Below are 13,635 nucleotides of genomic sequence, written 5' to 3'. Positions count from 1 at the left end.
AATCATGCTTCATTTAGATGATACGGAGAAAAAAATTATTGAACTCATCGAGAAAAACCGGAAAGAAATAGTGGAGTTTGCCAGAGATATCTATACACATGGAGAGCTTGGTTATAAAGAGTTTAAAACGGCGGAAAAGTTTAATTGTTTTATGAAAGGATTGCAGCTGCCGATTCAGGAAGAATTAGCAATTACAGGCGCTAAGGTTTATCTGAATCCAGAAAGAAAAGAAAATATCAGCGTAGCATTAATTGGAGAATTAGATGCGCTGCGTATTCCTGAACATAAATACGCAAATCAAGAGACGCAGGCTGCTCATTCCTGCGGACATCATGCCCAGCTTGCCGGTGTTATCGGCGCAGCTATAGCGTTAAGCGATTCTGAGGTAAAAGAGAAGCTGGATGGTCAGGTGATCTTTTTTTCGACTCCGGCGGAAGAATATGGAGAGATTGAATTTAAAAATAAACTGCGGGCAGAAGGTAAGATAAAATATGGCGGCGGAAAGTGCGAGTTAATCCGGCAGGGTGCTTTTGATGATATTGACTTGAGCATTGCGCATCATATAAGGGCGGATGATATTGTAACAGGCGGAATTACGGGAAACGGTTTTGTTTCAAAAGTTATTCGCTATCATGGCAAAGCCGCTCATGCGGCCGCCTGCCCGGAAAACGGAATAAATGCTTTAAATGCAGCCTCTCTAGGCCTCTCTGCTTTGGCTTATCAAAGAGAAACCTTTCGTGATGAAGATACGGTCAGAATTCATCCGATCATGACAAAAGGCGGCAATTTGGTCAATGTAGTGCCAGATGAGGTTGTTTTAGAAACATTAGTGCGGGGAAAAAATAAAAATGCAATACTTGATGCTTCGGAAAAGACGGATCGGGCCTTTCAGGCAGGAGCGTATGCAATTGGCGCAAAGTGTGAAATTACTACTCTGCCAGGATATTTGCCGACACTTTCTAGTGAGGCATATCCTGAGCTTGCAAGAGCTGCCAATGCAATTGCCGGAAAGTATAAAGTGGTTGAAGCGAATGTTAAGCAACATAGCGGAGGATCAACCGACATTGGTGATGTTCAGCACCTGCAGCCGGTCATTCGCTTTCAAACAGGCGGTATTAGAGGCGGTCTCCATACCGTTGATTTTAGTATGGAAGATGAAGAATTGGCATACATTGTCACCGCTAAAATTTTTGCTCTTACCGCTTACGCATTATTGCGAAATGGAGCAGAGGGGGCAAAAAGAATTTGTGCTGAATATAAGCCGACATTTACAAAAGAACAATATCTCAGATACATGGATTCTTTTGATGAATAAGTACTTGATCCTGCACAGTGAGCTAAAGTACAAAATGACCCAGCGAATATTACAAGGATTTGGCAAGAGTTAGTTAAACGTTAAGAATGTAATAAGTCAATTTTGAAATAACTCAAGCCTGACCCTATAATTTATCTCATTTATATAAACGTCTTCAGACAGCATAAAAGCCAATTTCCTTTACAGTAAGGGAATTGGCTTTTTGATTTGAGACATGTGTTAAGGGGATTTGTATAGCTGAAATGGATTATTCTGCCTGCGGAACATTAAAAGGGATAGGATGATCGGTGTGGAAGTAGTGAATAAGAAAGTGAGGTGTCAGCGTACGTGGCATCGGATGTCATTCGTATATCAGTAAAAAACTTAGTTGAGTATACCTTGCGTGCGGGTAATATTGATACACGCTTTGTGGGGACTAGCAGAGCGGTGGAAGGAACCAGAATACATCAAAAGCTTCAAAAGGCTGGTGGCGACAAGTATCTGGCAGAAGCTCAATTGAAATATGAAATGAAATACAAAGACTTTTTGTTCTTGGTAGAAGGTCGTGCAGACGGAATCATTGTCGATGATCCGCAGGTGGTGATTGATGAAATCAAAACAACGGCTGTTCCGTTGGAGCGGATTGATGAGAACTTTAATCCCCTGCATTGGGCACAGGCAAAATGCTATGGGACTCATTTATGGTGAGCAAAATCATGTAAAACAGCTTGAAATTCAATTGACCTATTACAATATTGATACGAATGAAATAAAAAGGCTAAGAGAAACCTTTACATTGAAGGAGCTGCAAACATTTTTTTACGGGTTGCTGGATACCTATTTAGTTTGGGCGAGATATCTCAAAGAATGGAATGAACTGCGGGATGCATCCATAAAAAAGCTGAATTTTCCTTTTGCAGCGTACCGTCAAGGCCAGCGTGAATTAGCGGTTTCGGTATATAAAACGATTTCCGATAACAAAAAACTATTTGTACAAGCTCCCACCGGGATTGGGAAAACCATTTCTACCTTGTTTCCTGCCGTCAAGGCTATGGGAGAAAATAAAACGAGCAAGATTTTTTATTTGACGGCCAAAACCATTACTCGTCAAGTGGCTGAAGAAGCAGTAAACGCCATGCGGGACAGTGGCTTGGACTTTAAATCAATTACGATCACTGCAAAAGATAAAATTTGTTTTCAGGAAAAGGCCATCTGCAATCCGGATCATTGCGAATATGCCAAAGGACATTATGATCGAGTCAATGATGCCATTATGGATATATTTTTGCAGGAGAGGGCGTTTACACGAGAAGTGATAGAAAACTATTCGCGAACGTATACGGTGTGCCCATTTGAACTTTCCTTGGACTTATCCATGTGGGCCGACTGTATTATTTGTGATTACAATTATGTTTTTGATCCTAGAGTCTATTTAAAACGATTTTTTCAGACGATTCAGGGGGATTATACCTTTCTAATTGATGAAGCGCATAATTTGGTAGATCGAGCAAGAGAGATGTTTTCTGCAGAACTAACAAAAAGTTCTTTCTTGAAGGTAAAGAACCTTTATAAAGGCCATAGCATTGGCAAGACTCTGGGGAAAATCAATACGGTTATGCTGGGGATGAGAAAAGAATGTGGTGAAGAGGGGTATTATACACAATTGCAGCAGCCGGAAGAAATCTACCCCCTGCTTTGGACGTTTGTTAACAAAGCACCTGCTTTATTAATTGAGAATCATAAAACAGAGGGGTATGATGCATTGTTAGAACTCTATTTTAATGTACTCATATTTTTAAAAATGGTTGAGTTCTATGATGATCACTATGTTACGTACGTGGAGAGATCCTCGTCAGAGGTTGTGCTGAAACTGTTTTGCCTTGACCCATCTAAGTTGCTGGGTGAAGCAGTCAAGAGAGGCAAGTCCAGCGTATTTTTCTCGGCAACCCTGGCACCACTAGATTATTTTTGTGAAGTATTAGGTGGTGAGGCAATGGATGCAAAAATTGCATTCCCATCGCCCTTTAAGACCGAAAATCTATGCTTACTGGTAGCCGATCAAATATCTACGAAGTTTAAAGATCGCGAGAGCAGCTATGATGAGATTGCTCACTACATTCATCTGGTGATCCAGCAGAAAACCGGGAATTATCTCATCTTTTTCCCGTCCTACCACTATATGCAGGAAGTGCATCATGCCTTTGCGGGATTGTACCCTGACACCGAGACCATGATGCAGACCCATATCATGTCGGAAGAAGAGCGGGAAAGCTTCTTAGATCGGTTTCAGCCAGCTAGTGATCATATGTTAGTTGGCTTCTGTGTGTTAGGAGGGATTTTTTCCGAAGGCATTGACCTCAAAGGGGATAAACTCTTGGGGACTGTTATTATAGGAGTGGGACTCCCTCAGATCTGTACAGAGCGCAACCTTATCATGGAGCATTTTAAAAAGAAAAATGAACTGGGATATGAATATGCGTATCTGTATCCCGGTATGAATAAAGTGTTACAAGCAGCTGGGCGGGTGATTCGTTCAGAAGAAGATAAAGGCATAGTACTTTTGATTGATGCAAGATTTTCTAGCTACTATTATAAAAAGCTATTTCCAGCACACTGGCGTTATCCTAAGGAAGCACGAAGCGAAGACAAGCTCAATGCATTGATTCAAGCATTTTGGGATACATAAAAGATAGATGTGTGTTCCTTCTTGAGCGTATACAGTAGCGATATCCCGTTCTTTAGGAACGATGTGACGAATTACTTGAAAAACCTTGTTAGATAAAATAGATTAGTAATATGTTTACAAAGGCATCTGTTATGAATATTTCAAGACGAATAAAAATTTAATGTTTTGGTATGTCATGTTGTTGTCTGGTTGTAATTGGTGATGTTTATGCTATTGCTAGCAAGAGATGAGAGATAGGATGACAATTACAGATGTAGCCTAAATATTAAAAAGCGATTGTTATCTCATTTCTCTTAAATTATTGCCTATTATATTAATTGTCAAACCATTTGGGGAGTGCGGTAAAAACTGCACTCCCCAAATGGTTATTCATAAATCTGTTGGTTACAATTGGGTTTTCAGGCGCGTCATTATAAAGTATATTCGTCTATTGTGTAGTAGTTGTGATAGGATTAGGTAATCATTTGGTAGGAATGGGATAACGGTTTTTTTTCATTTGTAGGATAATAAGGGTAATGATTTTTACTAGTTTTGGTTACAGCCGGAACGTACTTGGGACGACGATTTTTTGTACAAGTAAAAAGTGTTGATTGAAAAGATGCGTTGATTTGCATAGAGGAGGAGATACTTTTATGGTGAAAAAAAGCATTTTGTCCGTACTTTTGGCGATGATTATGACGGTTGGTTCGGCTTGTGCTATGAGTAAGCCTGTCACGATTAAGGACCAGGGAAGTTTTTTAGCTGGCGGCACCGTGGTAACTGCACCGGGAAAATACGATGGAACAAGGCCAACGAATCTTGATGGTGAAACATTGCATGGCGACCATGCCTATGTGTTCTACCAAAAGCCGGTCAAGGCGCATAAATACGGACTAGTGTTCCTGCATGGCGCTGGGCAGTCGGCAAAGACTTGGGAGTCAACACCGGATGGTCGCGATGGTTTCCAGAATATCTTTTTGGAACGTGGCTATAGTACTTACCTCGTTGACCAGCCGCGCCGCGGCAAAGCCGGACGATCTACCATACCGGAGAAAATTGCTGCGACGCCGGATGATCAGCTTTGGTATAATACTTTTCGTATTGGTCAATGGCCAGACTACTACGAGAATGTGCAGGTACCCAGAGATAAGGAATCATTGGACCAGTTTTTCCGTCAGATGACGCCGAACACCGGTGCGTATAGTAATGAGGTCATTGCGGATGCTATGGCTGCAGTATTTGAAAAATCTGGACAAGGCGTTCTCGTGACGCATTCGCAGGGCGGCGGTCCAGGCTGGTATACGGCGATCAGAACGGACAAAGTACGCGGTATTGTTGCTATGGAGCCGGGCACATTCCCTTTCCCTGAGGGTGAGGTGCCAGAAGTAGAGGCTACAAGTAGTCCGTTCCCGGCAAAAGGTGAGTCTATTCCGATGAAGGATTTCATGAAACTCACGAAGATCCCTATCGTCGTCTATTACGGAGATAATATTCCATCCGAACCTACGGATAACTGGGGACAGGATAACTGGCGCGTGCGCCTGAACCTTGCACGGAAATGGGCGGCAGTCATTAACCGTTATGGCGGGGATGCGACGATCGTTCATCTGCCGGAATTTGGAGTTTATGGCAACACACATTTTCTGTTTGCAGATCAGAACAATGTCCAGATTGCAAATTTGATGGAAAAATGGATGAAGGATAAGGGCCTTGCCAAATAAAAGCGAAACGCCAGGAGAAAAGAACATGATCGCTATGGCAGTGATACCATGCTGTACATTGATCGGAGAACCGATAGAGCTTTCAGATGAGCAACACATCTTTTCATCCTGGTAGGAAGGAATAAATTGAACTATTGATCAGCGGTTGATAAACTTCGTATTGTTTCTCAACCGCTTCCATTTATTCTGAAGTATTCACTGTGATTGCAATTTATATCAGCAGAAAGCAGCTAGATAATACTAGTGAGAAGATTCGGCAATCATTTGATACTATTGAGATATCAGTCGTCTTTTCTCCTAGTATATACTAAGGATAATCAAGCTTGTTTCACAAGGAAAGGGGGATATTAGTATGACAGATTAATAAACTCCCAAGAAATACTGACTTACATCTTTCTCTACATAATGGCGATGATCTCGGGATCTGCCGAGGACTGGCAGAATAAGCTGTGGCATATTGGCTATGATAATTTTAAGAAGAAAGAAGGAGTTTTCATGAACTTGAAATTAAAAGTAAGTATAGCAATGTTAGCATTAGGGCTGATGGGCATTGGGCATGGCGGGCAGGAAGTTAGCGCACGGGAGGTGAAGCGGGGCAATCACCCCGCTGTGACAATGGAAAGAAGAGCCTTACAGGAAGTAAATCCAAGCACAATCAAGAGTCCGAATGAAAATCCGTTTGGTCTGGTTTACCAGGGAGCAATTACTCGAAATGTCCCTGGTCAGGTGAATATTCATCCGATTATTTATGATTTAAATGGCATAAAGATTTCGGCCAATGTGTATACGCCGGCAGGCTATGATAAGGCAAGTAAAAAACAATATCCAGCACTTGTTGTTGCGCATCCGAATGGTGGAGTCAAGGAACAGGTTGCGGGTCTTTATGCACAGCGTATGGCCGAAAAAGGCTATATCACCGTTGCAGCAGATGCTTCTTTCCAGGGAGCAAGCGGCGGTTACCCGCGCAATGTTGATAAACCGGCCTATCGGGTGGAAGACATACATGGTATGGCAGATGTCATTTCTTCTTACCCAGGAGTTGATACAGAACGCCTGGGAATCCTGGGCATATGCGGCGGTGGCGGCTATACGCTGAAGGCAGCGCAGACAGACAAGCGTTTCAAAGCGGTGGCAACGCTTAGTATGTTTAATACGGGAATTGTTCGCCGTGATGGTTTCATGGATTCTCAGAAGGATACTATTCAAAAGCGTTTGCAGCAAGCCTCAGCGGCTAGAGCGCAGGAAGTTGCTGGCGGTGAAGTACAATATACTCCAGACATGCTGGATATGGAACTGAGTAAAGAACAGCTTGCCAAAATGCCGGATTTGTACAGTGAAGGTTATGAATACTATGGTAAGACGCACGCACATCCGAATTCCACCTTTCGCTATACGGTGAGCAGCACTCTTGACTTGGTCACGTTTGATGCAGCTAATAATATGAATCTGATTGGCCAACCGTTACTGATGATAGCCGGCAGCAATGCGGATACCTTCTATATGACTGAACAGGCCTTCGCAGCAGCAACTGGCACAAATGACAAGGAATTGTTTCTGCTCCAAGGAGCAACCCATATTCAGACGTATTGGGTGCCGGAATATGTGAACCAGACCGTTGATAAATTAACTGGGTTCTATGGTAAGCATTTGTAATTGAAGGTTCCGGCATATTGCCATCCATGCTGTTGGTGGGAAACCTTCGTTCTCATTTCAATGTGGGATTGAATGTACGGCTGACAGAAGTGCAGTTGAAGAGCATGAATTACCTCTAACTTCGGGACCGAAGCAATTTAGAAACAAAATAACCTATACTGGTGAACAATCCCATCATAGCAAGAAAGTCTGTGAAAAATGCAATCAACGGTTCGTTAAAATCAAAGAATACAAACTCGTTCTGTAAAAAAAGATACGAACCGATTTGCCGCTGATAAAAAGCGTACATACCATAAGCAGCAATCAGGAAACCAGCTGTGCGTAAAAATATGGTTCGAGGCAGGGATGGGTTGGAGAGACGTAAGACCTGCCTCATAGCGCCCAACAACCTATTTAAATGAAGGCCCATATGCACTGACATCAGCACCAAGCCCCAATAAGCGCAGAGCATATGCAGAGTTCTTGCAAAAGCTTGGCCGTTACTTATGGACAGAAAATCAAACACATGGCGGGAGAGAATAATGCCGCTTATCATAAGACCAACAATAGATAAAAAAGCGAAAGCAGTAACGATTGTTTGTAAAATACGAAATGCCGTATATTTGCCTTTCTGTAAATGCCTGATCCAATTCCAGTTCAGGATATGGTGTATGATACACAGCAAGCCTATACCTGTACCGATCCATTCGTGGACGGCTTGTCCTATAAGCTCGTATGCCATAAGCAACAACAAGCCTACTGTCAAAAAGAAATCAATTGCAATTTTACCGATTGTTTTTGGTTTCATCTCTATAATTTCTCCTTGCGCAATATCTTTTGAGAAAAGCCTGCCGTATCTTTGCGGCAGGCTTTTTAGACGGTGGATCTTGGCGGAAAGGCTCTTTTATCTTACTGCTCTCCCGGTTTAGTGTGCACAGGTACTTCATTTAATACCCTAATTCCTTTACCCATGCAGCAACATCATCCGCACAATTCTGCACGGTATTTCTAGAAACCGTAAAGCCGTTTTTCATAACATTGGCGTTTGGCTGTAATGCGGCAATGGTGCTTACTGTACTAGAAAAACCACTTCCTCCGTGGGTATTGAACGGGATAATGGTTTTCCCAGACAGATTATGGCTTTCAAGGAAAGAGTACAAAATCATCGGCATATCGCCCCACCAGTTGGGGTATCCCAGAAAAATCACATCATATTGCCCAAGGTTCTGTATTGTTGCTGCAAGTTCCGGTCTTGTTTTATTATTCTGTTCTGCTTTGGCCATATCTACCAGTGTTCTGTGATTAGTGGGATACGGCGTTTTCGGTTCAATACGGAAGATATCGGCTCCGGTATTTTTCTGAATCAAATATGCCACGTATTGTGTGTTGCCTAAAACTTCACCGCCCACTACTACCGTACTGTTGGCCTCTTCCTGATTCATATTATTGGGAGTAGTCGTTTCCGGCATGGAAAAGTACACTACCAAAGTTTTCTTACCGTCTTTATTTGCAGCCGAGGCTTCGGCAGGGGGAGTGGTTGTCTTACTTTGCTCGCTACTGGAAGGCTTCGGCTGTGGGGTGCTATTGTTGGACTGATTTTTACTGCTGCCGCAGCCCGCCAAACCGGCCAGCATAATGATCACAGCTAAAACGAGTGTTAACGTTTTCTTCATTTATATTTCCTCCTAATTTCCGCGGATGCGTCTGATTTGTTTAAAGCGGTTTCACTTAAACTTATTATGCCCCATATAGAATAGCGATGGTTATCTCATTTCTCTCGAATGATTGCCTGATTATCGCAATTTTATAAAAAACATGAGGGGGAGTGCGGATTTTACCGCACTCCCCCAAATGGTTTTACGCATCCATCTGTTGGTTATAATTGGCTTTCATGCGCTTCATATCTTCTTTCGGCGGAAGGCCAAACATGCGGGAATATTCTCGGCTGAATTGTGATGGACTTTCGTAGCCTACCCGAAATGCGACTTCAGCCGCGTCGGCTGACTCAGACAGCAGTAAGCGCCTTGCTTCGTATAAACGTAGTTGTTTCTGGAACTGAAGAGGACTCATCGCGGTTACCTCTTTAAAGTGTCGGTGAAAGGAAGAAACACTCATATTTGCCATTTCTGCAAGATCTTCAATTCGAAAAGACTGATCATAGCGATGCACGAGGCGTTCAATGACGTTGTTAATTCGATAGGTATAGCTTCCCTCGATAGCAATCTGTTCTAATTTTCCCCCGTGCTGTCCCTTCAGGATCCGATAGAGAATTTCCTTCGTAATGAGAGGAGCAAGTACTGGGATATCGACGGGATTGTCTAGTAAACGAACCAGCCTGATTACCGCATCTAATAAAGAGGTCTCAATCCGGCTGACAAAAATAGCGCGATTAGAATCTTCTTTAGAATCAAGATGAGCTTCTAAATTACTGAGAACATCCAAGACTTGTTTTGGAGTAAATTCCAGCTTAAGTGACAGGTACGGAAGGCTGGGAGTAGCTTCCACAACCTGACCGATAACAGGCACGTCAATGGAAGCAACAAGATAATCGGCAGGGCTGTACCGAAAACACTCCTGGGCCAGCCACACATCCTTTGCGCCCTGAACGACAATGCATAAGGATGGCTTGAAAACTCCGTAAGCCGGTCCGGTAATCGTTGTCTGGCGGTTAAAAAATAAAGACGGAATATCGGTTGCATGAACACCGTCATGGCCAGAATAGGATTCAATAATTTTGGCTAGTTCGTCATGTTGTCTATCTATTGATTCAGACATAAGATCCTCCTGTTTTTTCAGCCTGAGTACGTCTATTATATTACACAGTTAGCTGCTTGCAACTAGCTGAGATAGGATTAGGCAATTATATGGCACAAATGTGATAGCAGTCGCTGTTTATTTGTGCATAATAAACTATCGCTGTGTACATTCCATCTGCCCTGTTACAGTGATTCAAAGTGAATACTCCATGATGTGGCGCCGGTGTCTTGATGCCGACTTTCTCGTTTGCTGCCGGATTCGTAACTACACAGCCTGCATCCGCTTAGGAGCCTGTTCCCGCTGTTGTGCTGCTGGCGACAATCACCAGTGGTTCATTGATAATCGGTTTTTTCTTGCCGATGCAACTGCCGCCACCATTCCTGCACCATATAAAATTTTCGTAGGGAGATAATTAGTTTTAGTTATAAAATTTAAGTCATACCTGGCATCCTCTTATCTAGAATTTTAATCACCGCATGGTTGATACCGCAAGCGGCTAAAGCTGAAAGAGACAGCTGCGATGCAAAGTGCAACTATGACCGATGCGGCGCCGATCCAACTCACTATCATGATTGACGAACTCCCCACGGCGATTCCACCGATGCCGGCGCCAGCGGCAAAACCTAGCTGCACGAAGGAACTGTTCAAACTCAGCATGATGCCGGAGGCGGCCGGAGCGAGCGAGACAATGTTAAAGCTCTGGGTCAATCCGAACGTCCAAACTGAAGTTGCCCAGAGCATGATCGATAGGATGGTAAGGATTATAGAACCTTCGGCAACGGATACGAATACAAGGGCGATAGCTTGGATGACCATGCTGCCAATAAGCGTGGGAGTGATGCCAATCCGATCCGCCAAGAAACCGCCAAGCTTGGAACCTAGTAAGCTCGCGATGCCCAATGCGAAGAGAATGCTGCTCAGTTCTTGTTCACTCATCGGTCTGAGAGCTGCCAGGAAAGGAGTGATATACGTATTGACTACCGAATAACTGATAAACACAAAGAATGTCATGCCAAGGGCAGCAGCTATAGTCGGCTTTTTTAAGAGTGCAAATTGCTTACCGAGAGGAGTCGGCATTTCACCAGACGTAGCTGGAAGCAACCGGGCGACAGCTAAACTTCCCAGCAAACTAAAGAAGCCGATACCCCAAAAGATCGCCTGCCAATCGTATGCTGCTGTGATGACGCGGCCAATTGGGACGCCAAATACCAGTGAGGCACTAAAGCCCATGGATATGTTGGACATGGCTTCTCCCTGGTGTCCGGGAGAAGCAAGACTCGCCGTTATCGCATAGGCGGTGACAACGAAGACACCCGTTCCGATCCCGAGTATGACGCGAGAAGCCATCAGGAAACCGAAGCCCGGAAGGGCGAGCGTCGAAACGATGCCGAGTAAAAAGATCGTGAGAGCCAGCAGCAGTTGCCTGCGCTGATCCATCTTCGCCGTTGCTACCATGACAATGGGCGTGCCAATCGCGCTGGCAAGCGCAAAGGCGGTAATCAGCTGGCCTGCTGTTGCTACCGATACACTGGCGGAGGCAGCGACCTTATCCAAAATGCCCACAATAACAAATTGTGACGTGCCAATCAAGAAGCTGATCATAGTCAGCATATAAATTTTCCATGTATTGTTCATGATGTTCTACCTACCCTTGCTGTTTTTGCAATCATAATGAAACTATGATGTAAGCTTTGTTACTTTTATTATGCAGCAAAAAACCAAGTGACCGTTATACCATTCATACCAAATTATTGCCTAATCTTATCACAGCAGTTACACAACAGATATAGCAAATAGGAATGTTTCTTCTCTTCATTGCCACTTTAAAGAGGCAACTGCTATGAGTCCACTTCAGTTCCAGAAGCAACAGCGCTTACACGAAGCAAGGCGTTTATTTGAGTCAGTCGATGTGCTGAGGTTGCATTTCGAATCGGTTATGAAAGTCCATCGCAATTCAGTCGGGAATATTCTCGTATGTTTGGCTTTTCGTCGAAAGAAGATAGAAAGCGTATGAAGGCCAACTATAACCAATAGATAAATATATAAGTACCATGAGAGGGAGTGCAGTAAAATCTGCACTCCCTTATATTTTTGAGTGATATTGAGACAATCAGGCAATGATTTGCGATAAATGGTATAACGCTTATCTTTTCGACTATTGCATAATTTAATTGTAAGACTTGTTGCACTATCTAAACACAGAAGCCCACAAGTAAAAATGAAATAAAAAAGACTTTTGCTTGACTTGGTGTTAACTCAAAGTTATATGCTTTGAAAATATATGTTTATTTTCTGAAGCTTAAAAGTAGTGAAAGGAGTTAATAATGTTATCCTTTAAAAAAATACTAGAACCAGAATATTTTCAGAATTTTCATTGCACCGCGGGTGACTGTGAGGATAGTTGCTGTATTGGGTGGGATGTTGTCATTGATCAAGCTACCTATGATACCTACCAAAAATGTCAGGATGCTCACTTAAAATCGCTTCTTTGCGAACATATTTTAATGAATGATAAGAGCGTCGGGGATTCTGAGTATGTTCCCTATGCCACTGTAAAAATGAATCATTATATATGTCCGTTTTTAACAGATGAGAGGCTCTGTACGATTCAAAAAACATGGAATGAAGATGCATTATCCATAACCTGCGATACCTATCCGCGTGCATTTAATAATGTTGACGGGGTTCTGGAGCAGTCATTGTATGTATCGTGTCCGGAAGCTGCCAGATTGATACTTTTGAATACAAAACCAATGCAATTTAACAACTGTGAAAGTGGTGCTGAAATTCGCAACTCTCAAATACCTATAGTAAATACAAAATATGATGCACATAATAAACCACATCGTTATTTTGGGGAGATAAGAGCCTTTATTGTTTCTCTGTTGCAAGATAGAGCGTATCCATTGTGGCAACGCTTACTTATTCTCAGCTTTTTTTGTAATAGGCTTGAGCAGGTGACCCCTAAATATTACGATGAAGACATTCCCTATCTTATTTCGTCTTTTACGGAAAAAATTAGGGCAGGTGAATATCGTGAGCCAATGAATAATGCTGGTATAGACTTAGAAATGCAGCTGCAGGCAATGAAATTTATGATTGACTATCGACTAAAAGGGGAATTTATAAGTGATCAGTTTCTTACGTGTATAAACGAGTTTATGCAGGGACTTTGCTTTTCGGAAGGTGCTTCGTTGGATATAGCTGTTAGGAAGGGGCTGTCGCATTAAGCCAGCCTCCAAAAGCAACAAAAAACGGCAACTGACAAGAGTCAGAAGCCGTTTTTTGTTGTAAAATCAAATTTATGACGAAAAAGAATTTACAACCAGATTATACAGTAAACGAGGATACCTATCAACTATTTCTTCTGCCCATGGATATTGGCGAAATGATCCCGGCAGAAGATTCGGTACGCTTACTCAACGCGGTAATGGAAGGGATGGATTACAGAAAATTGTACGCCGCGTACTCTCGCATGGGGAGAATCGAGAAATCACCGAAACGGTTGTTTAAAGTTCTCGTGTATGGATACATGAACGGCATCTACTCCAGCCGTAAACTAGAAC

The 13,635-nt window shown here is 42.9% G+C and carries 13 protein-coding genes; 9 read left to right on the top strand and 4 right to left on the bottom strand.

Annotation, left to right across the window (positions count from 1 at the left end; genetic code table 11):
• Window positions 1–4: 4 nt before the first annotated feature.
• The 6 genes from BMZ99_RS20880 (at window position 5) to BMZ99_RS20865 (ending at window position 7,333) form a co-directional block, all read left to right on the top strand.
• The gene (locus BMZ99_RS20880; protein WP_090942362.1) at window positions 5–1,315 is read left to right on the top strand and encodes an amidohydrolase; all 1,311 of its coding nucleotides are present in this window, start codon (window positions 5–7) and stop codon (window positions 1,313–1,315) included.
• A gap of 327 nt (window positions 1,316–1,642) precedes the next feature.
• On the top strand, window positions 1,643–2,002 hold the full coding sequence (locus BMZ99_RS27170) for a hypothetical protein (protein WP_245755087.1): 360 nt from the start codon (window positions 1,643–1,645) through the stop codon (window positions 2,000–2,002).
• On the top strand, window positions 1,941–3,980 hold the full coding sequence (locus BMZ99_RS20875; protein ID WP_245755086.1) for an ATP-dependent DNA helicase: 2,040 nt from the start codon (window positions 1,941–1,943) through the stop codon (window positions 3,978–3,980). The genes BMZ99_RS27170 and BMZ99_RS20875 overlap by 62 nt, the downstream gene beginning before the upstream one ends.
• 632 nt (window positions 3,981–4,612) lie before the next feature.
• The gene (locus BMZ99_RS20870) at window positions 4,613–5,680 is read left to right on the top strand and encodes an alpha/beta hydrolase (RefSeq protein WP_175490640.1); all 1,068 of its coding nucleotides are present in this window, start codon (window positions 4,613–4,615) and stop codon (window positions 5,678–5,680) included.
• Window positions 5,670–5,795 (top strand): hypothetical protein, encoded by a 126-nt coding sequence (locus BMZ99_RS27445; RefSeq protein ID WP_281246851.1) that lies wholly within the window; start codon window positions 5,670–5,672, stop codon window positions 5,793–5,795. Before BMZ99_RS20870 ends, BMZ99_RS27445 begins: the two co-directional genes overlap by 11 nt.
• 290 nt (window positions 5,796–6,085) lie before the next feature.
• Window positions 6,086–7,333 carry an alpha/beta hydrolase gene (locus tag BMZ99_RS20865; protein ID WP_245755085.1) on the top strand — a complete coding sequence of 416 codons (1,248 nt, stop codon included), beginning with the start codon at window positions 6,086–6,088 and terminating at the stop codon, window positions 7,331–7,333.
• A 115-nt stretch (window positions 7,334–7,448) separates the two neighbouring features.
• Here the strand turns inward: BMZ99_RS20865 and BMZ99_RS20860 are convergent, their stop codons facing one another.
• The 3 genes from BMZ99_RS20860 to BMZ99_RS20850 all read right to left on the bottom strand — a co-directional run bounded on the left by BMZ99_RS20860 (window position 7,449) and on the right by BMZ99_RS20850 (window position 10,087).
• Complete coding sequence (locus BMZ99_RS20860) at window positions 7,449–8,120, bottom strand: DUF4405 domain-containing protein (protein WP_090942359.1); 672 nt, start codon at window positions 8,118–8,120, stop codon at window positions 7,449–7,451.
• A 139-nt stretch (window positions 8,121–8,259) separates the two neighbouring features.
• On the bottom strand, window positions 8,260–8,985 hold the full coding sequence (locus tag BMZ99_RS20855; RefSeq protein WP_090942356.1) for a flavodoxin: 726 nt from the start codon (window positions 8,983–8,985) through the stop codon (window positions 8,260–8,262).
• A gap of 184 nt (window positions 8,986–9,169) precedes the next feature.
• Complete coding sequence (locus tag BMZ99_RS20850) at window positions 9,170–10,087, bottom strand: AraC family transcriptional regulator (protein ID WP_090942354.1); 918 nt, start codon at window positions 10,085–10,087, stop codon at window positions 9,170–9,172.
• Between the two features lie 100 nt (window positions 10,088–10,187).
• Here BMZ99_RS20850 and BMZ99_RS26520 point away from each other — a divergent pair, with 100 nt between their 5' ends.
• On the top strand, window positions 10,188–10,481 hold the full coding sequence (locus BMZ99_RS26520) for a hypothetical protein (protein WP_175490639.1): 294 nt from the start codon (window positions 10,188–10,190) through the stop codon (window positions 10,479–10,481).
• Window positions 10,482–10,534: 53 nt separating this feature from the next.
• Here BMZ99_RS26520 and BMZ99_RS20845 read toward each other — a convergent pair whose 3' ends face one another.
• The gene (locus tag BMZ99_RS20845) at window positions 10,535–11,704 is read right to left on the bottom strand and encodes an MFS transporter (protein ID WP_090942350.1); all 1,170 of its coding nucleotides are present in this window, start codon (window positions 11,702–11,704) and stop codon (window positions 10,535–10,537) included.
• A gap of 689 nt (window positions 11,705–12,393) precedes the next feature.
• Between BMZ99_RS20845 and fliB the strand changes: the two genes are divergently transcribed.
• Together fliB and BMZ99_RS20830 are read left to right on the top strand one after the other, a co-directional pair.
• Entirely contained in the window at window positions 12,394–13,299 is a 906-nt protein-coding gene (gene fliB / locus BMZ99_RS20835; RefSeq protein WP_090942347.1) for a flagellin lysine-N-methylase, read from the top strand.
• Window positions 13,300–13,373: 74 nt separating this feature from the next.
• Window positions 13,374–13,635 (top strand): transposase (locus BMZ99_RS20830; protein WP_139214800.1); only part of this gene is annotated, 262 nt, incomplete at its 3' end.

Origin of the sequence: Pelosinus propionicus DSM 13327 (assembly GCF_900114615.1) — a bacterium.
GTDB lineage: Bacteria > Bacillota > Negativicutes > DSM-13327 > DSM-13327 > Pelosinus > Pelosinus propionicus.
This window is presented reverse-complemented; position numbering and strand designations above follow the sequence as displayed.